The sequence below is a fragment of the Kiloniellales bacterium genome (assembly GCA_030066685.1).
In the GTDB taxonomy this organism is placed as follows: domain Bacteria; phylum Pseudomonadota; class Alphaproteobacteria; order Kiloniellales; family JAKSBE01; genus JAKSBE01.
The window spans coordinates 1-21,849 of the sequence record JASJBF010000001.1 but is presented as its reverse complement, the minus strand read 5'-3'; the positions used below and the strand labels follow the sequence as shown (position 1 = coordinate 21,849).

The 21,849-nt window shown below is 67.8% G+C and carries 23 protein-coding genes; 19 read left to right on the top strand and 4 right to left on the bottom strand.

Annotated elements, in window-relative coordinates; genetic code table 11:
• Window positions 1-26: 26 nt before the first annotated feature.
• Window positions 27-1,301 (bottom strand): amidohydrolase family protein, encoded by a 1,275-nt coding sequence (locus QNJ30_00115; GenBank protein MDJ0941839.1) that lies wholly within the window; start codon window positions 1,299-1,301, stop codon window positions 27-29.
• Window positions 1,302-1,641: 340 nt separating this feature from the next.
• Here QNJ30_00115 and QNJ30_00110 point away from each other — a divergent pair, with 340 nt between their 5' ends.
• The 18 genes from QNJ30_00110 to QNJ30_00025 all read left to right on the top strand — a co-directional run bounded on the left by QNJ30_00110 (window position 1,642) and on the right by QNJ30_00025 (window position 17,754).
• On the top strand, window positions 1,642-2,961 hold the full coding sequence (locus QNJ30_00110) for an extracellular solute-binding protein (GenBank protein ID MDJ0941838.1): 1,320 nt from the start codon (window positions 1,642-1,644) through the stop codon (window positions 2,959-2,961).
• 169 nt (window positions 2,962-3,130) lie between these two features.
• On the top strand, window positions 3,131-4,081 hold the full coding sequence (locus QNJ30_00105; protein MDJ0941837.1) for a sugar ABC transporter permease: 951 nt from the start codon (window positions 3,131-3,133) through the stop codon (window positions 4,079-4,081).
• On the top strand, window positions 4,078-5,031 hold the full coding sequence (locus QNJ30_00100; protein MDJ0941836.1) for a carbohydrate ABC transporter permease: 954 nt from the start codon (window positions 4,078-4,080) through the stop codon (window positions 5,029-5,031). Before QNJ30_00105 ends, QNJ30_00100 begins: the two co-directional genes overlap by 4 nt.
• Entirely contained in the window at window positions 5,028-5,228 is a 201-nt protein-coding gene (locus tag QNJ30_00095) for a hypothetical protein (GenBank protein MDJ0941835.1), read from the top strand. The genes QNJ30_00100 and QNJ30_00095 overlap by 4 nt, the downstream gene beginning before the upstream one ends.
• A 4-nt stretch (window positions 5,229-5,232) precedes the next feature.
• Window positions 5,233-6,342 (top strand): ABC transporter ATP-binding protein, encoded by a 1,110-nt coding sequence (locus tag QNJ30_00090; GenBank protein ID MDJ0941834.1) that lies wholly within the window; start codon window positions 5,233-5,235, stop codon window positions 6,340-6,342.
• Window positions 6,335-7,390 (top strand): ABC transporter ATP-binding protein, encoded by a 1,056-nt coding sequence (locus tag QNJ30_00085; GenBank protein MDJ0941833.1) that lies wholly within the window; start codon window positions 6,335-6,337, stop codon window positions 7,388-7,390. The genes QNJ30_00090 and QNJ30_00085 overlap by 8 nt, the downstream gene beginning before the upstream one ends.
• Window positions 7,380-7,994, top strand: coding sequence for a dihydroxyacetone kinase subunit DhaL (dhaL, locus tag QNJ30_00080; protein ID MDJ0941832.1), 615 nt, complete (start codon window positions 7,380-7,382; stop codon window positions 7,992-7,994). Before QNJ30_00085 ends, dhaL begins: the two co-directional genes overlap by 11 nt.
• On the top strand, window positions 7,991-8,380 hold the full coding sequence (gene dhaM / locus QNJ30_00075) for a dihydroxyacetone kinase phosphoryl donor subunit DhaM (GenBank protein ID MDJ0941831.1): 390 nt from the start codon (window positions 7,991-7,993) through the stop codon (window positions 8,378-8,380). The genes dhaL and dhaM overlap by 4 nt, the downstream gene beginning before the upstream one ends.
• Window positions 8,377-8,673 carry an HPr family phosphocarrier protein gene (locus tag QNJ30_00070; protein MDJ0941830.1) on the top strand — a complete coding sequence of 99 codons (297 nt, stop codon included), beginning with the start codon at window positions 8,377-8,379 and terminating at the stop codon, window positions 8,671-8,673. Before dhaM ends, QNJ30_00070 begins: the two co-directional genes overlap by 4 nt.
• Window positions 8,666-10,294, top strand: a complete 1,629-nt coding sequence (gene ptsP / locus QNJ30_00065) for a phosphoenolpyruvate--protein phosphotransferase (GenBank protein MDJ0941829.1) — start codon at window positions 8,666-8,668, stop codon at window positions 10,292-10,294. The genes QNJ30_00070 and ptsP overlap by 8 nt, the downstream gene beginning before the upstream one ends.
• Window positions 10,291-10,722 (top strand): hypothetical protein, encoded by a 432-nt coding sequence (locus QNJ30_00060; GenBank protein ID MDJ0941828.1) that lies wholly within the window; start codon window positions 10,291-10,293, stop codon window positions 10,720-10,722. Before ptsP ends, QNJ30_00060 begins: the two co-directional genes overlap by 4 nt.
• Before the next feature lie 151 nt (window positions 10,723-10,873).
• On the top strand, window positions 10,874-11,866 hold the full coding sequence (dhaK, locus tag QNJ30_00055) for a dihydroxyacetone kinase subunit DhaK (GenBank protein ID MDJ0941827.1): 993 nt from the start codon (window positions 10,874-10,876) through the stop codon (window positions 11,864-11,866).
• A gap of 105 nt (window positions 11,867-11,971) precedes the next feature.
• The gene (locus QNJ30_00050; protein MDJ0941826.1) at window positions 11,972-13,282 is read left to right on the top strand and encodes a sugar ABC transporter substrate-binding protein; all 1,311 of its coding nucleotides are present in this window, start codon (window positions 11,972-11,974) and stop codon (window positions 13,280-13,282) included.
• Window positions 13,283-13,452: 170 nt separating this feature from the next.
• Window positions 13,453-14,340 carry a sugar ABC transporter permease gene (locus QNJ30_00045; GenBank protein MDJ0941825.1) on the top strand — a complete coding sequence of 296 codons (888 nt, stop codon included), beginning with the start codon at window positions 13,453-13,455 and terminating at the stop codon, window positions 14,338-14,340.
• Window positions 14,341-14,348: 8 nt separating this feature from the next.
• Complete coding sequence (locus QNJ30_00040; GenBank protein ID MDJ0941824.1) at window positions 14,349-15,170, top strand: carbohydrate ABC transporter permease; 822 nt, start codon at window positions 14,349-14,351, stop codon at window positions 15,168-15,170.
• Between the two features lie 14 nt (window positions 15,171-15,184).
• Window positions 15,185-16,189 carry a sn-glycerol-3-phosphate ABC transporter ATP-binding protein UgpC gene (ugpC, locus tag QNJ30_00035; GenBank protein MDJ0941823.1) on the top strand — a complete coding sequence of 335 codons (1,005 nt, stop codon included), beginning with the start codon at window positions 15,185-15,187 and terminating at the stop codon, window positions 16,187-16,189.
• 10 nt (window positions 16,190-16,199) lie between these two features.
• The gene (locus QNJ30_00030; protein MDJ0941822.1) at window positions 16,200-16,967 is read left to right on the top strand and encodes an L-iditol 2-dehydrogenase; all 768 of its coding nucleotides are present in this window, start codon (window positions 16,200-16,202) and stop codon (window positions 16,965-16,967) included.
• 13 nt (window positions 16,968-16,980) lie between these two features.
• Window positions 16,981-17,754 carry an SDR family oxidoreductase gene (locus tag QNJ30_00025; protein ID MDJ0941821.1) on the top strand — a complete coding sequence of 258 codons (774 nt, stop codon included), beginning with the start codon at window positions 16,981-16,983 and terminating at the stop codon, window positions 17,752-17,754.
• A 159-nt stretch (window positions 17,755-17,913) separates the two neighbouring features.
• On the opposite strand, the gene QNJ30_00020 is transcribed toward QNJ30_00025, so the two are convergent.
• Entirely contained in the window at window positions 17,914-19,047 is a 1,134-nt protein-coding gene (locus QNJ30_00020) for a TAXI family TRAP transporter solute-binding subunit (protein MDJ0941820.1), read from the bottom strand.
• A 141-nt stretch (window positions 19,048-19,188) separates the two neighbouring features.
• Entirely contained in the window at window positions 19,189-19,521 is a 333-nt protein-coding gene (locus QNJ30_00015; GenBank protein MDJ0941819.1) for a hypothetical protein, read from the bottom strand.
• 300 nt (window positions 19,522-19,821) lie between these two features.
• Between QNJ30_00015 and QNJ30_00010 the strand changes: the two genes are divergently transcribed.
• Entirely contained in the window at window positions 19,822-21,018 is a 1,197-nt protein-coding gene (locus QNJ30_00010; GenBank protein ID MDJ0941818.1) for a CinA family nicotinamide mononucleotide deamidase-related protein, read from the top strand.
• A gap of 9 nt (window positions 21,019-21,027) precedes the next feature.
• Here the strand turns inward: QNJ30_00010 and QNJ30_00005 are convergent, their stop codons facing one another.
• Window positions 21,028-21,750 (bottom strand): SDR family NAD(P)-dependent oxidoreductase, encoded by a 723-nt coding sequence (locus QNJ30_00005; protein MDJ0941817.1) that lies wholly within the window; start codon window positions 21,748-21,750, stop codon window positions 21,028-21,030.
• Window positions 21,751-21,849 lie beyond the last annotated feature (99 nt).

Sequence of the window (21,849 nt, the reverse complement as noted above, 5' to 3'; positions counted from 1 at the left end):
CCCGCCCCTCGCGTGGGCGGCGGTCGCTACTCCGCCGCCGCCCGGCCGGCGCCGAGCCCCTCGGCCGGGGCCTTGTGGAAGGCGCCGTCCTTCATGATCGCCAGCAGCCGGTCGGCGTCCTGCAGGATCTTGATGTCCTTTGAGGGATCGCCGTCGACCAGGATCAGGTCGGCGAGGTAGTCCTCCTTGACCAGGCCGATGGCCTCGCCGAAGAGCTCGCCGCTGTACTGCGTGGCGGCGCGGATCGCCTCCAACGGCGTGAAGTCGAGCAGGTTGACGAAATGCTCCATGTCGCGGGCGTTGGTGCCGATGGGGTTCCAGGCGAAGCCGTAATCGCCGCCCGGCAGCACGCGGACGCCGCGGCGCTTCAGCTCGTTCATGTTCCGCGCCCCGGTCTCCAGCTCGGCCGCGAAGAACTGGGCGACCGGGTGATCGGCATCGATCCCGTAGTCCCGGCCCTCGCCGATCGAGGTGACGTAGGCCATGCCGGCGGTCGGTGCGACGAAGACCTCGTCCTTCTTGGCCTCCAGCATGTCCAAGGCCTCGTCGTCCGAAAGCGTGCAGTGATAGAGCACCTGGGCGCCGTGCTTGACCGAAAGCTTGACGCTTTGCGCCGAGCGGGCGTGGGCGGCGATGTTCTTGCCGCGGCTCTTGCCGACCTCGCAGACGGCGGCGATCTCGGCCTCGTTCATGATGGTCTCATGGGCACGGGCGAAGGGGATGAACTCGTCGCCCGAGGGATTCATCTTCAAGGTGTCCACGCCCTCCCGGACCATCTCGCGGGCGACCCGGCGGAACTCGTCGGCGCCGTCGCAGGTCAGGGCGAAGGTCTCGCGGTGCATGTGCCAGCGGCGCACGTCGCCCAGGCCGCTGGTCGGGGTCAGCTCGGGGCTGGCGGCGCGCATGCGCGGCCCCGGGATGTCGCCGGCCTCGATCGCGTTGCGGATCACGACGTCGAGCCGCGGCTTGGCGGCGGCCGCCGAGAAGATCGCCGTGAAGCCCTGGTCGAGCATCTTCCTGGCGTACTTCATCGTCAGCAGCGTGTGCTCTTCCGGCGGGATGTCACCCAGGCTTTCGAGGTCGGCCGTGTCGCAGAAGCTGATGTGGGCATGCGGCTCGATCAGGCCGGGCATCAGGGTCGCCCCGCCGCCGTCGATGACTTCCGCCCCTTCGCCGGCCAGCGGCTCGCCGGCCTTGGCGACCTCGACGATGCGGTTGCCGCGCAGCAGGACGCTGCCGTCGAAAGGCTCCGCGCCGCTGCCGTCGATGACGCGCACGTTGGTGAACTGCAGGTCTGCCATGGCTTGCTCTCCTGTGCCCTGGTCCGGCCGAGGCTTGAGACGAACTAAACTTTTGGTCCGCTTGCCGGTTTTGCGGCGCAGCAATGATTGGTGCAATGCAGCAATATTGCTGCGCGGATGATCCCTTTCAGGATGCTAAATGTCCCGCTTGGCCCTGTAAACGTTCATAATCCGTCGCCGCCGTCCAGTCGCCGCTTGACAGGAGTTTAGTAAATAGGTTTAGTTGAACTAAACCGGCGAACCCAAGCCGAAGGCCGTTCGCTTTCGCCGGTTGCGAGCGCCCGCCCGAGCGGATGCCGAGGACAAGCAAGAAGGACGGCCGTTCTTTAGGGAGGAAGCCATGCGGACATGGAAGGCGTGTCTGGCCGCCGTGGGACTCACGGCTGCGGCCGCGACCGGTGCCAACGCTCAAGACAAGGAGATCACCCTCTGCTGGGCGGCCTGGGACCCGGCGAACGCGCTGGTCGAGCTGTCCAAGGACTTCACGGCCGAGACCGGGATCTCGATGAAGTTCGAGTTCGTGCCCTGGACCAACTTCGCCGACCGGTTCCTGAACGAGCTGAACTCCGGCGGCAAGCTCTGCGACCTGCTGATCGGCGACAGCCAGTGGATCGGCGGCTCCGCGACCTACGGCCACTACGTCAAGCTGAACGACTTCTTCGAGAAGGAAGGCATCTCGATGGATGACTTCCTGCCGGCCACGGTCTACGCCTATTCGACCTGGCCCAAGGGCGCCCCGGAGTACTGGGCCCTGCCCGCCATGGGCGACGCGCTGGGCTGGGTCTACCGAAAGGACTGGTTCGCCAGGCCAGAGCTTCAGTCCGAGTTCAAGGCCAAGCACGGCCGCGACCTCGCGCCGCCCAAGACCTGGACCGAGCTGAAAGAGGTTGCCGAGTTCTTCCAAGAACGCGAGATCGACGGCAAGAAGGTCTATGGCGCCGCCATCTTCACCGAGCGCGGCTCCGAGGGCATCACAATGGGTGTGACCTCGGCGCTGTATTCTTGGGGCTTCAAGTACCAGAACCCGGACAAGCCCTACGACATGAAGGGCTTCGTCAACTCGGCCGACGCGGTGGAGGGCCTCGAGTTCTACAAGACCATGTACGAGTGCTGCACGCCGCCAGGCTATTCCGACTCCTACATGGTCGCCAACCTGGACGCCTATAAGTCGGGCCAGGTGGCCATGATGATGAACTGGTTCGCCTTCTTCCCGGGCCTGGCCAAGGACGAGGCCGTGGGCGGCGAGAAGACCGGCTTCTTCGTCAACCCGGGCCAGAAGATCGAGGCCTCGACCCTCGGCGGCCAGGGCATCTCGGTCGTGTCCTACTCGGACAAGAAGGACCTTGCGCTGCAGTACATCAAGTGGTTCGCCAAGCCCGACGTCCAGAAGAAGTGGTGGTCGCTGGGCGGCTACTCCTGCCACACCGCGGTCCTGGGAGATCCCGACTTCGCCAAGACGGCGCCCTTCGCGGCCGACTTCCTCAAGGCCATGTCCGGCGTCCAGGACTTCTGGCAGGAACCGACCTACGCCGAGCTCATGCAGTCGATGCAGAAGCGGGTGCACGACTACGTCGTGGCCGACAAGGGCACGGCCCAGGAAGCCCTCGACAAGCTGATCGAGGACTGGACCGTGACCTTCGAGGACGACGGCAAGCTTTAGCGCTGGCACAGATGAGGGGCCCCTCACCCTCCCACCGCTCCGCGGCGGGCCCCTCCCTCTCCCCCGGGGAGAGGGATGTAGAGGCTTGGCGAGGCGATCAGACGAGCCTTAGCCGGAGCAGGGTGAGGGGTCAATCTCCGGGCGATAGCCCCACTAGGCGAGCGGCCAGATGACGGACAGTCCGATCAACGGTATTGCGGGACAGGTGGCGCGCGGCACGCCGCAGCCCCTGGCGAGCCGCTTCCGCGGGCTCTCCGACCGGGCCATCGCCTGGCTCTTCATCTCGCCGACCATCGTCCTGCTGCTGGCGATCAACATCTTTCCGCTGATCTGGACGGTCTACCTCTCCTTCACCAACTACCGGGCCAACCGTCCGGGACGGCCGATCAAGTGGGTCGGCACCCGGAACTACGAGCGCCTGCTGGAGAGCGAGGACATCTGGGGCTACCTGCAGGCGACCGCGCACTTCGTCTGCTGGACCATGGCCCTGCAGGTGCTGCTCGGCCTCGGCCTGGCCCTGCTGATCAACCGCAACTTCAAGGGCGCGGGCTTCTGGACCACGGTGATCCTGATCCCGATGATGCTCTCGCCGGCGGTGGTGGGCGTGTTCTGGACCTACCTCTACCAGCCCCAGACCGGAATCTTCAGCTACATCCTGAACCTCTTCGGCGACTTCGGCCCCATCGACATGATCGGCTCGGTCGGCCTGGCGCCCTGGTCGATCATCATCGTCGACACCTGGATGTGGACGCCCTACATCATGCTGCTCTGCCTGGCCGGGCTGCGCTCGATCCCCGAGTACCTCTACGAGGCCGCCGAGATCGACCGCGCCAACGCCCTGCAGAAGTTCTGGCACATCACCCTGCCCCGGGTCCTGCCCTTCCTCATGCTGGCGGTGCTGTTCCGCGGCATCGAGAACTTCAAGATGTTCGACATGGTGGTTGAGCTGACCTCCGGAGGGCCAGGATCGACCACGGAGCTGGCCTCGATCAACCTGAAGCGCGAGGCCTTCGAGAAGTGGCGCACCGGCTACTCCTCGGCCTTCGCGGTCATTCTCTTCGTCACCGTCTTCGGCCTGGGCAACATCTACGTCAAAGCCCTGAATCGGGTGAAGCAATGAGCGCCAAGAGCACAGCTCATTCGGTCGTCGAGGCCAGCAGCGGCGGCAAGTGGCTCGCCGGAGGCCTGGTCGCGGCCTACGCCCTGATCACCATGATCCCGCTGGTCTGGATCTTCCTGACCGGATTCAAGTCGCCGCCGGATTCCATCGCCTATCCGCCGAAGGTCTTCTTCGAGCCCTCGATGGAAGGCTACGTCAACCTCTTCACCACCCGCACCCGGCAGACTTCCGAGTACATCGAGAGCCTGGGTCCGCCCCAGACCTGGTACGACGAGATCGTGCGCAAGCGGAACATGGTCATCGCCGGGCCGTCGAAGTTCGCCGACCGCTATATCAACTCCATCGTCATCGGCTTCGGCTCGACCTTCCTGGCGGTCTTCCTCGGGACCCTCGCGGCCTACGGCTTCTCGCGCTTCAAGGTGCCGCTGAAGGACGACCTGCTGTTCTTCATCCTCTCGACCCGGATGATGCCGCCGATCGCGGTGGCGATTCCGATCTACCTGATGTACCGGACCCTGGGGCTCTCGGACACCGCGCTGGGCATGATCCTGCTCTACACCGCGGTCAACATCTCGCTCGCGGTCTGGCTGCTGAAGGGCTTCATCGACGAGATCCCGCGGGAGTACGAGGAGGCCGCGGTGGTCGACGGCTATTCCCGCCTGCAGGCCTTCTGGAAGGTGGTGCTGCCGCAGGCGCGCACCGGCATCGCGGCGACCGCGATCTTCTGCCTGATCTTCGCCTGGAACGAGTACGCCTTCGTCCTGCTGCTGACCAGCGGCGAGGCCCAGACCGCGCCGCCCTACATCCCGCTGATCATCGGCGAGGGCGGCCTGGACTGGCCGGCGGTGGCCGCGGGCACGACCCTGTTCCTGCTGCCGATCGTCGTCTTCACCGTAGTGCTGCGCAACCAGCTGCTGCGCGGCATCACCTTCGGGGCGGTGCGCAAATGAGCGATCACCAGGAAACGGCCAAGGGCCCGGCCCGCTTCTTCCGCCGCGGGCCCTGGGAGAACGCGGCGACCGCGGCCATCGCGGCCGGCGTGGTCATGCTGATGCAACCCTTCTCGCTGACCCTCTTCGGCTATTCCTTCGCCGTGATCCTGGCCGGCACGATCGGCTTCGTCGTCGTCAGCCATTTCCCGGAGTGACCCCGTGGCCGAGATCCGCATCGAGAAGCTGCACAAGGCCTTCGGCGACTTCGTCGCGGTGCGGGATTCGTCCTTCACTGTCCGCGACGGCGAGTTCTTCGTCATGCTCGGCCCCTCGGGCTGCGGCAAGACCACGACCCTGCGCATGATCGCCGGCCTGGAGATGCCGAGCGCCGGCCAGATCTTCCTCGACGGCGAGGACGTCACCTTCAACCGCGGCTCGGAGCGCGACATCGCCTTCGTGTTCCAGCTCTTCGCGCTCTACCCGCACATGAACGTGCGCAAGAACATCTCCTTCCCGCTCCGGATCCAGCGCCTGCCGCGCCGCGAGATCCGCGAGCGCACCGAGGAGGTGGCCAGGCTGCTACGCATCGATCACCTGCTCAATCGTCCGGTCAGCGGCCTGTCCAGCGGCGACCGGCAGCGGGTCGCCCTGGGCCGGGCCATTGTGCGCCGGGCCAAGGCCTTCCTGATGGACGAGCCCCTGGGCGCCCTGGACGCCGAGTTCCGCGAGCTGATGTGCGAGGAGCTGCGCCTGCTGCACAACCGCATCGGGGCGACCACGGTCTACGTGACCCACGACCAGATCGAGGCCATGTCCATGGCCGACCGGATCTGCGTCATGGACGAGGGCGAGGTGCTGCAGGTCGGCCCGCCGGTCGAGGTCTACGAGCGCCCGGCGACCCGCTTCGTTGCCAGCTTCATCGGCAGCCCGGCGATGAACTTTCTCCAAGCCAAGGGCGGTCTCGAGGCCGGTGCCAGCGGCGTTGAGGTCAACGGCGGCCAGATCGCCATACCGAAGCTGCACGAAGGTCTCGACCATGCGGACGCGGTCCTCGGCGTCCGGCCGGAGCACATCCGGATCGCCGAGGATGGCCCGCTGCGCGGCCGCGTCTTCGGAGTCGAGTACATGGGCACGCGCCAGCTGGTCACGGTCGATACCGACGCCGGCCGGCTGAAGATCCGCGCGCCCAACACGGTGCGGGTCGACTACGGGGAGGCGGTCGGGCTCGACTTCGAGACCGAGCGGCTCGTGGTCTTCCATCCGGAGAGCGACAAGGCGGTGATGAGCGACCTCTACGCCGGAGCCGGCCAGCGAGGTGGTCATGCCTGAAGTCGCGCTGACCGGCGTCACCAAGCGCTTCGACAAGACGGTGGCCGTCTCCGACCTCTCGCTCACGATCGCCGACGGCGAGTTCGTGGTGCTGCTCGGCCCGACCGGCGCCGGCAAAACCACCACCTTGCGCCTGGTCGCCGGCCTGGAACGACCGGAGCAAGGCCGCATCGAGATCGACGGCCGCGACGTCACAAAGACTACGCCCGCCGAGCGCGACGTCTGCTTCGTGTTTCAGCAGTACTCGCTCTATCCCCACTACACGGTCTTCGACAACCTCGCCTTTCCGCTGCGCGCGCCGGGCCGCAAGCGGCCGGCGGCGGAGATCGAGGCCCGCGTGCGGGAGATCGCCCGCCTGCTGCGGATCGAGTCCAAGCTGAAGAACCGCGCGACCCAGCTCTCCGGCGGCGAGATGCAGCGAGTCGCCATCGGCCGCGCCTTGGTCCGCCGCCCGTCGATCTACCTGATGGACGAGCCGCTGTCCTCGCTCGACGCCAAGCTGCGTGAGGACCTTCGGATCGAGCTCAAGCGCATCCAGCGCGACCTGGGCGCGACCATCCTCTACGTCACCCACGACCAGCTCGAGGCCATGACCCTGGCCGACCGCATCGGCGTGCTTTCCGAGGGACGCCTGGTCCAGGTTGGCGCGCCGCGCGAGGTCTACGAGCGGCCCAACGACATCCACGTCGCCCGCCGCCTCGGCAGCCCGCAGATCAACCTGGTGCCGAGCGGGACCCTGGGCGTGAAGGACCTGCCCGCGGAGGCGGCGACCACCGGGGTCCGGCCCGAGGATGTCCTGCTGCATCGCGAGGACGGGGTGGCAGCCGAGGTCCTGGCAGTCGAGCACCTGGGCGTCGAGACTCTGGTCCTGCTCTCGGTCGAGGGTCTGACCCTGCGGGCCCTGCTCGGCGCCCACGATCCCGTGGCCGAGGGCGAGAAGACCCGGATCGCCGTCCGCCCCGGCGCCGCGCTCTTCTTCGATAAGGCGGGCCGGAGGATCACCGGACCGGAAACCAAGGCAAAGGTGGAGGCCGCCTATGGCACCTGACCTGCTCCAGCGCCTGATCGCCCGGACGGCGACGACCATCGCCGCGCACGCCGAGGAGCTGACCGCCCTCGACCAGGCGATCGGCGACGGCGACCACGGCGTCAACATGAAGCGCGGCTTCGACGCCATCGCCGCGGCCGCCGAGGAGATCGGCGCCCTGCCCTTGCCCGGCGCGCTGCAGAAGGCGGGCATGACCCTGGTCATGACCGTCGGCGGCGCCTCGGGTCCGCTCTACGGCTCGCTGCTGATGGGCATGGGCAAGGCGGCCGGCCAGGAGAGCCCGAGCGGCGGGGCCGACGTGGCCGCGATGCTCGCCGAGGGCGTGGAGGCGGTGAAGAAGCGCGGCAAGTCGGAGGCCGGGGAGAAGACCATGCTCGACGTGCTGGTCCCGGTCGCGGCGGCCCTGAAGGCGGCCGGGGACGACCTCCCGGCGGCGGCCCGGGCGGCCGCCGACCAAGGCCTGGCCGCGACCAAGGACATGCTGGCGACCAAGGGCCGCGCCTCCTTCCTGGGCGAGCGCTCGGTCGGGCACCTGGATCCAGGGGCCCGATCCTCCACGCTGCTGGTCCATGCCGTTTGTGACGTCATCGAGGGCAAGACATGAGCGACTGCGTCTCCATCGTCATCGTCTCGCATTCCTCCGAGGTCGCGAAGGGCGCGGCCGACATGGTGCGGGAAATGGTCGGCGACGAGGTCCGCGTCGCCCACTGCGGCGGCAACCCCGAGGGCGGCCTGGGCACCAGCGTGCCGGCGATCATGGAGGCCATCCGGTCGGTCTTCGGTCCTCCGGGCGTGGCCCTGCTGATCGACCTCGGCGGCGCGGAAACCAACAGCGAGATGGCCATCGAGATGCTGCCCGCCGAGATGCAGGAACGGGTCGTGATCTGCAACGCGCCGATCGTGGAAGGCGCGGTCATGGCCGCGACCGAGGCCGCCGGCGGCTCCACCCTGGCCGAGGTCCGGGCCACGGCCGAGGAGTTCCTGTCATGAGCGACGCAGCCAAGGACCTGACCGAGGCGCTGGGCGAGGCGGTGGTCCGGGACCCGACCGGCCTCCACGCCCGGCCGGCGGTCAAGCTGACCAAGCTCGCCAAGGCCTACCAGGCCGCGGTCGAGGTCCGGGTCGGGGCCGAGGCGGACTGGGTCAACGCCAAGTCGCCCAACGCGGTCATGAAGCTGAAGGCCGGCCACGGCGCGACCCTCTGCTTCCGGGCCAGCGGCGACGACGCCGCGGATGCGGTGGCCGCCCTGGTGGACCTGGTGGAACGGGACTTCGATGGCTGAAGCGACCAGCGAGCGCGTGATCGCGGGCATTCCGGCCGCCGAAGGCCTGGTCATCGGCCGCATCGCGCGCGACGGCGGCGTCCGCCTCGGCGGGCGCCGGGTCGGCAGCATCGCCCAGGAATGCGAGGCCCTGCTGGCCGCCGTCGCGCGGGCCAAGGAGGATCTGGCCGCCCTGATCGCCGGCGAGGACGAGCTGGCCGCCGGAATCCTGGAGTTCCAGCTCGCGCTGCTGGAGGACGACGACCTCCTGGCGCCGATCTTCAAGGACGTCCAGGCCGGCGGCAGCGCCCACGGCGCCTGGGACCAGGCCCTGGACAGGGAGATCGCCGAGTACCGCAGCGGCGCGGACGAATACCTTTCGGCCCGGGCCGAGGACCTGACCGACCTAAAGGACCGGGTGCTGCGGGCGCTGGCGAGCAAGGAAAGCGGCAGCCGGCCGGCCCTGGCCGAGGGCGCCATCCTGGTCGCCGAAGACCTGACTCCGAGCCGCTTCCTCGAGCTCGACTGGCAGCGCCTCGGTGGCGGCGCGATCCGCGGCGGCAGCAAGACCAGCCACGTCGCGATCCTGGCCCGCGCGCGGGGCATCCCCTTGATCGTCGGCCTCGACGCCGAGCTCGATCACCTCGCCCCGGACGCGCCGGCGGTGCTCGACGCCGAGGCCGGGCGGCTGATCCTGGCGCCCAGCGACGGCACCCTGGCACAGGTACAGAGCCGCATCCAGGCCCGGGCCGAGGGCGACGCGGCCGCGGCCGAGGCGCTCGCCGAGGACGCTGTCACCGCCGAGGGTGAACGGGTCCAGGTCCTGATCAACGTCGACGACCCGGCGATCCTCGAGGGCCTTTCGCCGGCCCATTGCGACGGCATCGGCCTGACTCGCACCGAGTTCCTCTTCGCGGGCAGCGAGCCGCCGGACGAGGCGGCGCAGCTCGCGGTCTACCGACGGATCCTGGCCTGGGCCGGCGGCAAGCCGGTCACCATCCGCACCCTGGATGCCGGCGGCGACAAGCCGATCCCCGGCATCACCATGGACGCCGAGACGAATCCCTTCCTGGGCCAGCGCGGCCTGCGGCTCTCCCTCGCCCACCCCGAGGTCTTCCGGGTCCAGCTGCGCGCCCTGGCGCGGGCCGCCGCCGAGGGCCCGCTGAAGGTCATGCTGCCGATGGTGACCTTGCCGGAGGAGCTCGACCGGGCCCGGCGCCTGCTGGACGAGGTCCTGGCCGAGCTGGCCGCCGAGGGCCTGCCGCACGGCAGGCCGGCGCTCGGCATCATGATCGAGGTGCCGGCGGCGGCGCTGACCGCCGGAGACTTCGCGGCCGACTTCTACTCCATCGGCTCCAACGACCTGATCCAGTACGTCATGGCGGCGGCCCGCGACAACCCGGCGCTAGCCGCCCTCGCCCTTGCCGACCATCCGGCGGTGCTCGAGCTGATCGCGCGCAGCGTCGAGGCCGCCCGGGCGCGCGGGGTCGAGATCGGGCTCTGCGGCGACCTGGCCAGCGATACCGCCCTGGTCACGCTGCTGCTCGACTGCGGCCTGCGCTCGTTGTCCGTGGCGCCGGCGCAGCTCGGCCGGGTCAAGCTGGCGCTGCGCGGCGAGCGCGGAAAGGCGGCTGCCCCATGACCGACGCCGCCGAGGACCGGCCGGATACGGGCCAGGCGGTCGGGGCCTATAAGAGCCTCCTCAAGACCTTCCTGGAACGCCGGCCCTCCGGCACCCGGCAGCGCATCGCCGAGGCTCTCGGCACCCACAAGAGCTTCGTCTCGCAGATCACCAATCCCAACTACCGGGTTCCCCTGCCGGCGCAGCACGTCGCCAGCATCATGAAGATCTGCCACTTCTCGCCGGAGGAGCGCCGCGCCTTCCTGGCCGCCTACCGCAAGGCGCACCCCCAGCAGGCGGTCTTCCCGGAGGAGGTCGCCCCGTCCGGCCGCCGCGTGCTCGAGATCGAGATCCCGGCCTTCGAGGATCCGAAGCGCCAGAACGAAGTCGCCGAAGCCATCGAGGAGATGGCCCGACGCATGATTGCGCTCGCACGCAAGGACGAGTGATTCTAGTCAGAGGAGCCATGAAAAAGGGGTCAGAGTCATTTTTCGCAAGCGATCATCTTCGAGGCCTGCTGAGGGCGGCTCGTTGCGCCGGAGCGAAGCGAACCCGAAAATGACTCTGATCCCTTTTTCGGAGCGTTAGGGGAGAGAAGCGATGAAGAAGCTGATCAACGCCGTCGACGACGTCCTGAACGACAGCCTCAGCGGCTTCGGTACCGCCCACGGCGACCTGGTCAGGGTCAGCCTGGCGCCGAAGTTCGTGACCCGCGCCGGCGGCGCCAGCCAGGGCAAGGTCGCCCTGGTCTCCGGCGGCGGCTCCGGGCACGAGCCGTTGCACGCCGGCTTCGTCGGCAAGGGCATGCTGGATGCCGCCTGCCCCGGCGAGGTCTTTACCTCGCCGACCCCGGACCAGATGCTGGCGGCCGCCCAGGCGGTCGATGGCGGCGCCGGCGTCCTCTTCGTCGTGAAGAACTACTCCGGCGACGTGATGAACTTCGAGATGGCCGCCGAGATGCTCGACGGCGAGGTCGCGACGGTGCTGACCAACGACGACGTCGCAGTCGAGGACTCGCTCTACACCCAGGGCCGGCGCGGTGTCGCCGGCACCGTGGTGGTCGAGAAGATCGTCGGCGCCGCCGCCGAGGACGGCGCCGACCTTGCCGCCTGTCAGGCCCTGGGCGCGAGAGTCAACACGGCGACCGGCTCGATGGGCGTGGCGCTGACCAGCTGCACCGTGCCCGCCGCCGGCAAGCCGACCTTCGAGCTCGGCGAGGGCGAGATGGAAATGGGCGTCGGCATCCACGGCGAGCCGGGCCGGCGCCGGGTCGCCCTGGCGAGCGCGGAGGAGATCGCGGCCGAGATGGTCGGCGCCATCTCCGAGGCCCTTGCGCCGAAAAACGGCGAGCGGGTTCTTTTGTTCGTCAACGGGATGGGCGGCACGCCTCTGATGGAGCTTTATCTGGTCTACCAGGCCGCGGCGACGCTCTGCCGGGACCGCGGGCTCACCATCGCCCGTTCCCTGGTGGGCAACTACTGCACCTCGCTCGACATGGCCGGCTGCTCGATCACCCTCACCCGGCTCGACGACGAGATGCTCCGGCTCTGGGACGCGCCGGTCCACACCGCGGCCCTGCGCTGGGGCGCGTGACAAAGGCCGCGGGGCGGATTCAACGGGCGCTGAAGACTCGGCCGGAAACCTATGACCCGCCTCGACACTTGTCCTATAGTCGAAGGCCATATGAGGGAGGCAAGAATGAAAAAAGCAACAACGACCTGCGCGTTCCTGGCCGGCCTGCTGGCCGCCGCCCTGCCCGCGCAGGCCGAAAAGATCACCATCGCCACGGTCAACAACTCCGACATGATCATCATGCAGAAGCTCTCTCCCCAGTGGGAGAAGGACAGCGGCCATGAGCTGGAATGGGTGGTCCTGGAGGAGAACGTCCTGCGCCAGCGGGTGACCACCGACATCGCGACCAAGGGCGGACAGTTCGACATCATCACCATCGGCGCCTACGAGGCTCCGATCTGGGGCCGGCAGAACTGGCTGGTCCAGCTCGACGACTTCGGCGACGACTACGACTACGAGGACATCTTCGAGGGCGTGCGCAACGGCCTCTCCGCGGACGGCAAGCTCTACGCCGTGCCCTTCTACGCCGAGAGCTCCTTCACCTTCTACCGCAAGGACCTCTTCGAGGCCGCCGGCCTGACCATGCCGGACCAGCCGACCTACGCGCAGTTCCTGGACTTCGCCAAGAAGCTGCATAAACCGGACAAGCAGCAGTACGGCGTTTGCCTCCGCGGCAAGCCGGGCTGGGGCGAGAACATGGCCTTCGTCGGCACCCTGGTGAACACCTTCGGCGGCCGCTGGTTCGACATGGACTGGAAGCCGCAGCTGACCTCCGAGCCCTGGAAGAAGGCGATCAACTACTACGTCGACATCCTCAACAACTATGGCCCGCCGGGCGCCAGCTCCAACGGCCACAACGAGAACCGCGCCCTCTTCGCCAGCGGCAACTGCGCGATGTGGGTCGATGCGACCTCGGCCGCCGGCTACATCTACAATCCCTCAGAGAGCAAGGTTGCGGACAAGACCAGCTTCGCCAAGGCGCCGGTCGAGGCGACCGAGAACGGCGCCGGCTGGTTCTGGGCCTGGGCGCTCGCGATCCCGGCAAGCTCCCAGAAGGTTGCGGCGGCGAAAGACTTCATGAAGTGGGCGACCTCCAAGGACTACGTCAAGCTGGTCGGCGAGACCGAGGGCTGGGTCGCCGCACCGCCGGGCACGAGAAAATCGACCTACGATAATCCAGCCTACATCAAGGCGGCGCCCTTCGCAGAGTTCACGGTCGGCTCGATCCTGGCCGCCGATCCTTCGAAACCGACCAAGGATCCGGTGCCCTATACCGGCATCCAATTCGTCGCCATTCCGGAGTTTCAGGGAATCGGCACCCAGGTCGGTCAGTCGGTCGCGGCCGCCCTCTCCGGTCAGATGTCGGTCGATCAGGCGCTGGAGACCGCGCAACGGGCGACCGAGCGGACCATGAAGCAGGCCGGCTACCCGAAATGACCGGCCGGGGTTTCGATCCGTTTCGGCTAAGTTCGCTCCCCTCACCCGGCTCCGGCTAGGGCGCGGCTATCGCCTCGCCAAGCCTCCACAACCCTCTCCCCCGGGGAGAGGGTGGAAGCGGCGAGAGCCGCGAGCGGGTGAGGGTTCGCTCCGGAGAATCCCGCCAGAACATGCTTCGAACCACGGCGATAGGCACGCAACGCAGCGTCAGGACCCTACCGCTCTTGGCGCCTTCGGTCGGCGCGTTGCTGCTCTGGATGCTGGTGCCGCTGGGCATGACGCTCTGGTTCTCCTTCCAGCGCTACAACCTTCTCAATCCGCTGATGACCGGCTTCGCGGGCTGGGAGAACTACGTCTTCCTGCTGGAGGATCCGGCGCTCCTCCCCGTGCTGTGGAACACCCTGCTGCTCGTCGGCGGCGTGCTGCTGATCACGGTGGTCAGCGGCATCCTGCTGGCGGTCCTTTTCGACCAGGACTTCTGGGGCCGTCCGGTGGCGCGCCTGCTGGCCATCGCGCCCTTCTTCGTCATGCCGACGGTCAGCGCCCTGGTCTGGAAGAACATGCTGATGCACCCGGTCAACGGGCTTTTCGCGGCGATCACCAACGCCCTGGGTCTCGGCACCATCGACTGGTTCGCCGACCTGCCGCTGACCTCGATCGTCATCATCGTTGCCTGGCAGTGGATCCCCTTTGCGACCCTGATCCTCTTGACCGCGATCCAGTCCCTGGACCACGAGCAGAAGGAGGCCGCGCGCATGGACGGCGCCAGGCCCCTCGCCATGTTCTTCTTCATCATCCTGCCGCACCTCGGCCGCGCGATCAGCGTCGTGGTCATGATCCAGACCATCTTCTTCCTGACGGTCTTCGCCGAGATCTTCGTGACCACCTCGGGCGGGCCGGGCCTGGCGAGCACCAACCTCGCCTTCCTGATCTACATCCGGGCGCTGCTGGAGTTCGACGTCGGCGGCGCTTCCGCCGGCGGAGTCGTCGCCATCATCCTGGCCAACGTCGTCGCGGTCTTTCTGATTCGCACGATCGCGCGCGGCCTGGAGACTTGAGGCCGACCATGACCCGCAAGACCCGCCACAAGCTGATCGTCACAGGTCTGGCCTGGTTGGTCTCGGCGCTGCTCTTCTTCCCGATCTTCTGGATGCTGCTGACCGGCTTCAAGACCGAGGTCGAGGCCGTCTCGACCCCTCCTTCCCTGTTCTTCGAGCCGACCCTGGAGAATTACGCCGCGGTCCAGCAGCGCGCCGACTACGTCAAGTTCGCCCTCAACTCCACTGTCATCTCCCTGGGCGCGACCCTGCTGGCGCTGCTCCTCGCCGTGCCGGCCGCCTATGCCATGGCCTTCTATCCCAGCCGCCGGACCCGGGGCACCCTGCTGTGGATGCTCTCGACCAAGATGCTGCCGCCGGTCGGCGTGCTGGTGCCGATCTACCTGATCTTTCGCGACCTCGGTTTGATCGACACCCACCTCGGACTTATCCTGGTCTACGCGCTGATGAACCTGCCGATCGTGATCTGGATGCTCTTCACCTTCTTCAAGGAGGTGCCGAAGGACATCCTCGAGGCCGGCCGCATGGACGGCGCCCGGCCGCGGCAGGAGCTGCTCTTCCTGCTGATGCCGTTGGCGCTGCCAGGCATCGCCTCGACCGCCCTGCTGTCGATCATCCTCTGCTGGAATGAGGCCTTCTGGAGTCTCAACCTGACGACCTCGGATGCCGCACCCCTCACCGCCTTCATCGCCTCCTTCTCGGCGCCTGAAGGCTTGTTCTGGGCCAAGCTCTCGGCCGCCTCCAGCCTGGCCATCGCGCCGATCCTGATCTTCGGCTGGATGAGCCAGCGCCAGCTGGTACGCGGCCTGACCTTCGGTGCCGTGAAGTAGGACGGGAGCGGCCCGTGGCACAGCTCACCCTGCAAGGCTTGCGCAAGACCTACGGCGACCTCGAGGTGATCAAGGGCGTCGACCTGGAGATCGAGGACGGCGCCTTCGTGGTCTTCGTCGGCCCCTCGGGCTGCGGCAAGTCGACCCTGCTGCGCATGGTCGCCGGCCTCGAGGACATCTCCGAAGGCGAGATCCGGATCGACGGCGAGCGGGTCAACGACATACCGCCGGACGGCCGCGGCCTGGCCATGGTCTTCCAGTCCTACGCCCTCTACCCGCACATGACCGTGGCCGACAACCTTGGCTTCGCCCTGCGCCTGGCCGGCGTCGCCAAGGCCGAGCGGACGGAGAAGGTCCGGGCCGCCGCGCGCACCCTGCAGTTGGAGGACTACCTCGAGCGCAAGCCCCGCGAGCTCTCCGGCGGCCAGCGGCAGCGCGTCGCCATCGGCCGCGCCATCGTGCGCCAGCCCCGCGCCTTCCTCTTCGACGAGCCCCTGTCGAACCTCGATGCCGCGCTCCGGGTGCAGATGCGCCTGGAGATCAGCGAGCTGCACCAGTCGCTCAAGACCACGATGATCTACGTCACCCACGACCAGGTCGAAGCCATGACTATGGCCGAGAAGATCGTGGTCCTGAACGGCGGCGAGATCGAGCAAAGCGGTACCCCACTGGAGCTCTACAACGCGCCGGCCAATCTCTTTGTCGCCGGCTTCATTGGCTCGCCCCGGATGAACCTGATCGAGGGTGCGGCGGCGGCGGAGTTCGGCGCCGCGACGATCGGAATCCGCCCTGAGCATCTGACGCTCTCGCGCGAGGCTGGCAAGTGGCGGGGCACCGCCGGAGTTGCGGAGCACCTGGGCTCCGACACCTTCATCCATGTCGAGGCGGAAGGAACCGGCCCGATCACGGTCCGGACTCCCGGCGAGTTCGCGCTCAGCCATGGCGAGGCGGTCTTCGTCAGCCCGGACCCGACACGCCTGCACCGCTTCGACCCGGAGGGAAAGGCCCTGGCCCGATGAGAGTGACCCGATGAGGCTCGACGGCAAACGGGCGATCGTCACCGGCGGTGCGCGGGGGATCGGCCGCGCCATCGCCGCCGGCTTTCTCGCCGAGGGCGCCGAGGTCTTCGTCGCCGATCTCGACGGCGCCGCCGCTACCGAGACCGCCCGCGCCGTCGGCGACAGGGCCGCGGGCCTCACCCTCGACGTCACCGACCGGGCCTCGATCGACGCGATGGTCGAGGCCGTGTCCGGAAGCGGGCCGATCGACATCCTGGTCAACAACGCGGCGGTCTTCGACATGGCGCCGATCGTCGAGATCACCGAGCAGAGCTACGACCGTGTCTTCGGGGTCAACGTCAAGGGCCTGCTGTTCACCCTGCAGGCGGCCGCCAAGCAGATGATCGCCCAGGGCCGCGGCGGCAAGATCATCAACATGGCCTCCCAGGCGGGACGTCGCGGCGAGGCCCTGGTCGCCGTCTACTGCGCCAGCAAGGCGGCGGTGATCAGCCTGACCCAGTCGGCCGGCCTGGACCTGATCCGGTACCGGATCAACGTCAACGGGATCTCGCCGGGCGTGGTCGACACGCCGATGTGGGACGAGGTCGATGCGCTCTTCGCCAGGTACGAGGGGCGCGCGATCGGCGAGAAGAAGCGGCTGGTCGGCGAGGCCGTGCCCTTCGGCCGCATGGGGCGGCCGGAGGACCACGTCGGCGCCGCGGTCTTCCTGGCCTCGGCGGAGAGCGACTACGTGGTCGCCCAGACCTTCAACGTCGACGGCGGCAATTGGATGAGCTGACCGGGGAGCGGAAATGTATCTGGAGAAATACGACCTGTCGGGGCGCAGCGCCGTTGTCACCGGCGGCGGCCGCAGCATCGGCCTGGCCTGCTGCGAGGCCCTCTCGGAGGCCGGTGCGCAGGTCGTCATCGCCGAGGTCGACATGGCCGAGGCCGAGGCCGGCCGCGACATCCTGCGCGGCAAGGGCTATGACGCCGAGATCGTCGAGATGGACGTCACGGCCCCGGACCGGGTCACAGCCGTTGCCGACCAGATCGCCGCCGCCCGCGGCGGCATCGACATCCTGGTCTGCAATGCGGGCATCGCGCGCAGCGAGACCCCGGCGGAAGAGGTGACCGACGAGCACTGGCTGAACGTCGTCGACGTCAACCTCAACGGCGTCTTCTGGTGCTGCCGCGCCTTCGGCCGGCACATGCTGCAAGCCGGCAGGGGCGCGGTGGTCAACATCGGCTCGATGTCCGGTTTCATCGTCAACAAGCCGCAGGAGCAGTCCTACTACAACGCCTCCAAGGCCGCCGTGCACCACCTGACCAAGTCCCTGGCCGCCGAGTGGGCCGGCCGCGGGGTGCGGGTCAACGCCGTGGCGCCGACCTATATCAACACGCCGCTGACCGCCTTCGTGAAAGAGAACCCGGCGCTCTACGACGTCTGGATGGCCAGCACGCCCATGGGCCGCATGGGCGAGGTCGACGAGATCGCCTCGGCCGTGCTGTTCCTGGCCTCCGACGCCGCTAGCCTGATGACCGGCTCGGTGGTCCTGGTCGACGGCGGCTACACCTGCTGGTAGGCAGGAGCGAAAGGCAGGACCCGCCTAGAGCAGCCTGCGTTCATTCGAACGCAGATAAGCTGCTCTATCTATATGGAATAGATCAAACTGCGCTCAATTGAGTCCAATCGAGCGCAGTTTGATCTAGAGGGGCTCCGCCTCAATCAGCGCTCCTTGGTATCAGTTCCTGGTCGCGCTCATCCAGCGCTCGAACTCCTCGAAGAGGGTCTCCTTCGACTCCTGCGAAGGGGGCACCTCGCCGATCTTGGCCTGACTCAGGAAGCGCTGGAACTCGAGCAGCAGCTCGCCCTCGGCGACCTCGACCGAGCGCTTGCCCCTGTGGTCCTCCAGCCAGCGCTGCGCGGGCCCGAAGCGCTGCCACCCCGGCAGCTCGGCGGCGAGGTTGACCTCGGCCCACTTGGGATGGCGGCCCGGGCCGTGGAGCGACTCGAACTCCGCGAAGAAGGCTTCGGTGAACCTCTCGACCTTGGCGTAGCGCCAGTTGTTCGGGTTCCAGTTGTAGACCGCCATGACGCTGCCGACGCCGACGGTCTGGAGCGGCGCGTCTGCCGCGATCAGATCCGGATAGTCGTCGCTGGTCAGCTTGGCCGGCAGGTAGGCCTCAAGGAGCTTCGGCGGCAGCGGCACCGGCAGAAGCTTGAGGCCGTCTTCCGACGTGATCTCGGTAAAGAGGCGGGCAGGCTTGCCGACGACGGAGACCAGGCCGGCGATCTTGCCGGCCTTCAACTTCTCCAGGGCCAGGGACTGGTCGAGCATCAGCGGCTGGACACCGACCTTCAGGGCCCCGAAGAGGATCGACGCGGTGATGTAGGTGCCACTGCCGAGGGCGCCGAAGCTCACGGGCTTGCCGGCCAGATCGTCGATGCTCTGGATGTCGTCGCGGACCAGCAGGTGCAGTTCCTCGTTGTGCAGCTTGGCCAGATAGCGGATCGCGTTCTCGACATCCGGATGGACGCTTCGGGCCTTGAAATACTCCAGGACATCCGACTGTACGATGGCGACGTCGATATCGCGCAGGTAGAGCAGGTCGAGGATGTTCTGAACCGAGCCCTTGCCGACCACGGTGAGGACCCGCCGGTTGTCGCCGTCGTCGAGAACCGCCGCGAGGTCCCTCGACATGCGGACCGTGGCGCTGTGCATGTCGCCGGCGACGATCCCGACGGTGCCGCGGTTGACCTGCTCGCGCAGCTTCGCGGCACTGCCCGCTTCGGCAGGCTGCGAGGCGGCGAAGCCGATCGAAACCGCTGCGGTAGCAACGGCCAGAACCAAGGCCTTGGACAGACTGTGTGACATCTCAGGACCCCCTCCCATGGTCAGAAGATCTCGCTTTCCCGGATCGGGCGGAAGCCGCAAGCCTTCGCGCGGCCGCGCCCCGCCGCCGCCAGGTCCGCCTGCCCCCCCTTGCAGGCGAGACCCTGGCGCAAGAGGCGGCGCCTACTCGATTGGGGCTAGACCCAGATCTGTGTTCGCGTGGCTGCTGCCGAGAATGCCGCCCCCATCGGCCGTCGGCGTGCAGGTGTAGACCTTCGGCAAGCCTTCGAAGGTCATCCCGACGAAGAGGGCCTGGTTGTCGACCACCTTGGTCGCAAGCTTGCCCTCGGCACCCATCTGTTTGGAATGCTCGCGCAGCACTCGGCAGCACTGGGGAAAGGACTCGAACTTCTTCGTGTAATAGTCCTGGGCCCGCGTCGCGGACGGGTCCGCCAGCCCGATCCCCAGGGTCGTTCCAAAGACTAGAACGCTGCAGAACCCTGCAAAGTTTCGCATTTCCGACAACCTCCCGTGTTTATCGCCTGCGCTTCATCGACGCAGATCTTTATGGTTGTGGATTTGACGTTAGACATCATTTTTAAGTTGTATATCAATCGTCTTAACGTTTGTTTTGAGTCATTCTAATCGCAAAAGGCCCGTCGCCTGCAGCGGAATCTCCAATGCCACAGATTTGACGCAGGCCGGCGCAACCGCTCACCGACGCAGCGATCGGCGCGCAGCGCGATGCCGGCGACGCCGGCTGGACAGGACCCTCTCGGCGGGGGATAAGACCCCGGCTCGAAGAGAGGAAGGTGCGTGCGCTGCGAAGTCGTTGCCATCGGCACCGAGCTGCTGCTCGGCCAGATCGTCGACACCAATTCGTCCTGGATCGGCGAGCAACTGGCCCTGGCCGGCATCGACTCCCACTTCCAGGTCAAGGTCGGCGACAACTTCGCGCGCATGGAGGCGGCGCTGCGCCAGGCGCTTGAGCGCAGCGACGCGGTGATCTGCTGCGGCGGCCTGGGACCGACCCAGGACGACATCACCCGCGAGGTCGTCGCCGGGATCATGGGCGTCGAGATGCGGCGCGACGAAGCCATCGTCGAGAAGATCCGGGTCATGTTCGAATCACGCGGCCGGGTCATGGCCGACAACAACCGCCGCCAGGCCGACGTGCCTCTGGGCGCGACGGTGATCCCGCAGATGCCCGGCACGGCGCCCGGGTTGATCTGCCCGGTCGGCGACAAAGTGATCTACGCCCTGCCCGGCGTGCCCTACGAGCTGCAGGAGATGATGCGCGAGACGGTGCTGCCGGACCTGCGCCGACGCTCGGGCCAGACCGCGGTGATCCGCAGCCGGGTCCTGCGAACCTGGGGCCAGAGCGAGTCCGGCCTGGCCGAGATCCTGGCCGCGCGGGTCGAGGAACTGGACGGCCCCGGCAACCCGACCCTCGCCTTCCAGGCCAGCGGCATCGAGGGCATCAAGGTCCGGATCACGGTCAAGGCCAGGGACGAAGCCGCGGCCGAAAAGATCCTGACGGCGGAAGAAGGGGTGATCCGGGAGGCCCTGGGCGACATCGTCTTCGGCGTCGACGGCGAGACCATGGAGCACGTGGTCATCGAGATGCTGCGCGCGCGCGGTCAGGGCTTCGCCGTGGCCGAGAGCCTGACCGGCGGCCTCATGGCCCTGCGCCTGAGCGAGATCGACCCAGCGATGGCGGTCTTCCGCGGCGCCCGTATCGCGCCGGCGGAGGACAGCGACACGGCCGGCGAAGACCGGGCGCTCGCCGCCGCCCGCGCTGTCCGCGAGGCCTTCGGCAGCGACTTCGGCCTCGCCGCCCTTCTCGTCGCAGGCGGCGACGACGGGCCGAGCAAGACCGTCGCACTGGCGATCTCGAGCGCCGAGGCGGAACAGGCGACCAGCATCGCCCTGCCCGGCGACCGCCGCCGCCTGCGCAGCTTCGCGGTGATCAGCCTCTTGAACTACCTGCGGCTGACCCTGTCGCGCAACTGACCGGCGGCGTCAGTAGGTCGCGCGGCCGCCGGAGAGGTCGAAAACCGCGCCGCTGTTGAAGCTACAGGCCTCGGAGCAGAGCCAAAGGGTGAGCGCTGCTACCTCCTCGACCCTGCCCAGGCGCTGCATCGGGCTCTTGGCGATCATGGTCTCGACGTGGGCCGGCGCCATCTGATCGAGGATCGCGGTCTTCACGGCCGCGGGCGCGATGGCGTTGACCCGGATATTGGTCGCCGCCAGCTCCTTGCCCAGGGACTTGGTGAAGGCGATGACCCCCGCCTTGGCGGCGCTGTAGGCCGAGGCGTTGGGCGTGCCTTCCTTGCCCGCCAGGGAGGCGACGTTGACGATCCGGCCCCGCCCGACCGTCTGCATGACCGGCACGACCAGGCGGCTGACGTGATAGACGCCGAAGAGGTTGACCTCGACCACCCGGCGCCACTCCGCCGGATCGGTCTCCACCACCGGCCGGGTCGAGCCGGCGATGCCGGCGCAGTTGACCAGGATGTCGATCCGGCCCTGCTCCGCCAGAAGGCCGTCGCGCGCCGCGGCAATGCCGTCGGGATCGGTCACGTCGACCCGCTGCCCGATCAGGTCCTCGGACTCCGGCGCCTCGAGGTCCCAGACCCGCACTACGGCGCCGAAGCGGCCGAGGCCCTCGGCGATGGCCTTGCCGATGCCCTGCGCCCCGCCGGTGACGACGGCCACCTGACCGGAGAAATCGTATCTGATCAAATGCTTGACACTCGTTTCTTAAACTCTGCTGTCATGCCCGGACTTGATGGGGTGGATGGCCCCCTTGCGGCATCGATGTGCCAAGGTTGGTTATCGCAA

Coding starts and splice junctions, on each gene's coding strand:
- QNJ30_00115 (MDJ0941839.1), bottom strand. CDS start 1,301: ATGGCAGACCTGCAGTTCACCAACGTGCGCGTCATCGACGGCAGCGGC.
- QNJ30_00110 (MDJ0941838.1), top strand. CDS start 1,642: ATGCGGACATGGAAGGCGTGTCTGGCCGCCGTGGGACTCACGGCTGCG.
- QNJ30_00105 (MDJ0941837.1), top strand. CDS start 3,131: ATGACGGACAGTCCGATCAACGGTATTGCGGGACAGGTGGCGCGCGGC.
- QNJ30_00100 (MDJ0941836.1), top strand. CDS start 4,078: ATGAGCGCCAAGAGCACAGCTCATTCGGTCGTCGAGGCCAGCAGCGGC.
- QNJ30_00095 (MDJ0941835.1), top strand. CDS start 5,028: ATGAGCGATCACCAGGAAACGGCCAAGGGCCCGGCCCGCTTCTTCCGC.
- QNJ30_00085 (MDJ0941833.1), top strand. CDS start 6,335: ATGCCTGAAGTCGCGCTGACCGGCGTCACCAAGCGCTTCGACAAGACG.
- dhaL (MDJ0941832.1), top strand. CDS start 7,380: ATGGCACCTGACCTGCTCCAGCGCCTGATCGCCCGGACGGCGACGACC.
- dhaM (MDJ0941831.1), top strand. CDS start 7,991: ATGAGCGACTGCGTCTCCATCGTCATCGTCTCGCATTCCTCCGAGGTC.
- QNJ30_00070 (MDJ0941830.1), top strand. CDS start 8,377: ATGAGCGACGCAGCCAAGGACCTGACCGAGGCGCTGGGCGAGGCGGTG.
- ptsP (MDJ0941829.1), top strand. CDS start 8,666: ATGGCTGAAGCGACCAGCGAGCGCGTGATCGCGGGCATTCCGGCCGCC.
- QNJ30_00060 (MDJ0941828.1), top strand. CDS start 10,291: ATGACCGACGCCGCCGAGGACCGGCCGGATACGGGCCAGGCGGTCGGG.
- dhaK (MDJ0941827.1), top strand. CDS start 10,874: ATGAAGAAGCTGATCAACGCCGTCGACGACGTCCTGAACGACAGCCTC.
- QNJ30_00050 (MDJ0941826.1), top strand. CDS start 11,972: ATGAAAAAAGCAACAACGACCTGCGCGTTCCTGGCCGGCCTGCTGGCC.
- QNJ30_00045 (MDJ0941825.1), top strand. CDS start 13,453: ATGCTTCGAACCACGGCGATAGGCACGCAACGCAGCGTCAGGACCCTA.
- QNJ30_00040 (MDJ0941824.1), top strand. CDS start 14,349: ATGACCCGCAAGACCCGCCACAAGCTGATCGTCACAGGTCTGGCCTGG.
- QNJ30_00030 (MDJ0941822.1), top strand. CDS start 16,200: ATGAGGCTCGACGGCAAACGGGCGATCGTCACCGGCGGTGCGCGGGGG.
- QNJ30_00025 (MDJ0941821.1), top strand. CDS start 16,981: ATGTATCTGGAGAAATACGACCTGTCGGGGCGCAGCGCCGTTGTCACC.
- QNJ30_00020 (MDJ0941820.1), bottom strand. CDS start 19,047: ATGTCACACAGTCTGTCCAAGGCCTTGGTTCTGGCCGTTGCTACCGCA.
- QNJ30_00015 (MDJ0941819.1), bottom strand. CDS start 19,521: ATGCGAAACTTTGCAGGGTTCTGCAGCGTTCTAGTCTTTGGAACGACC.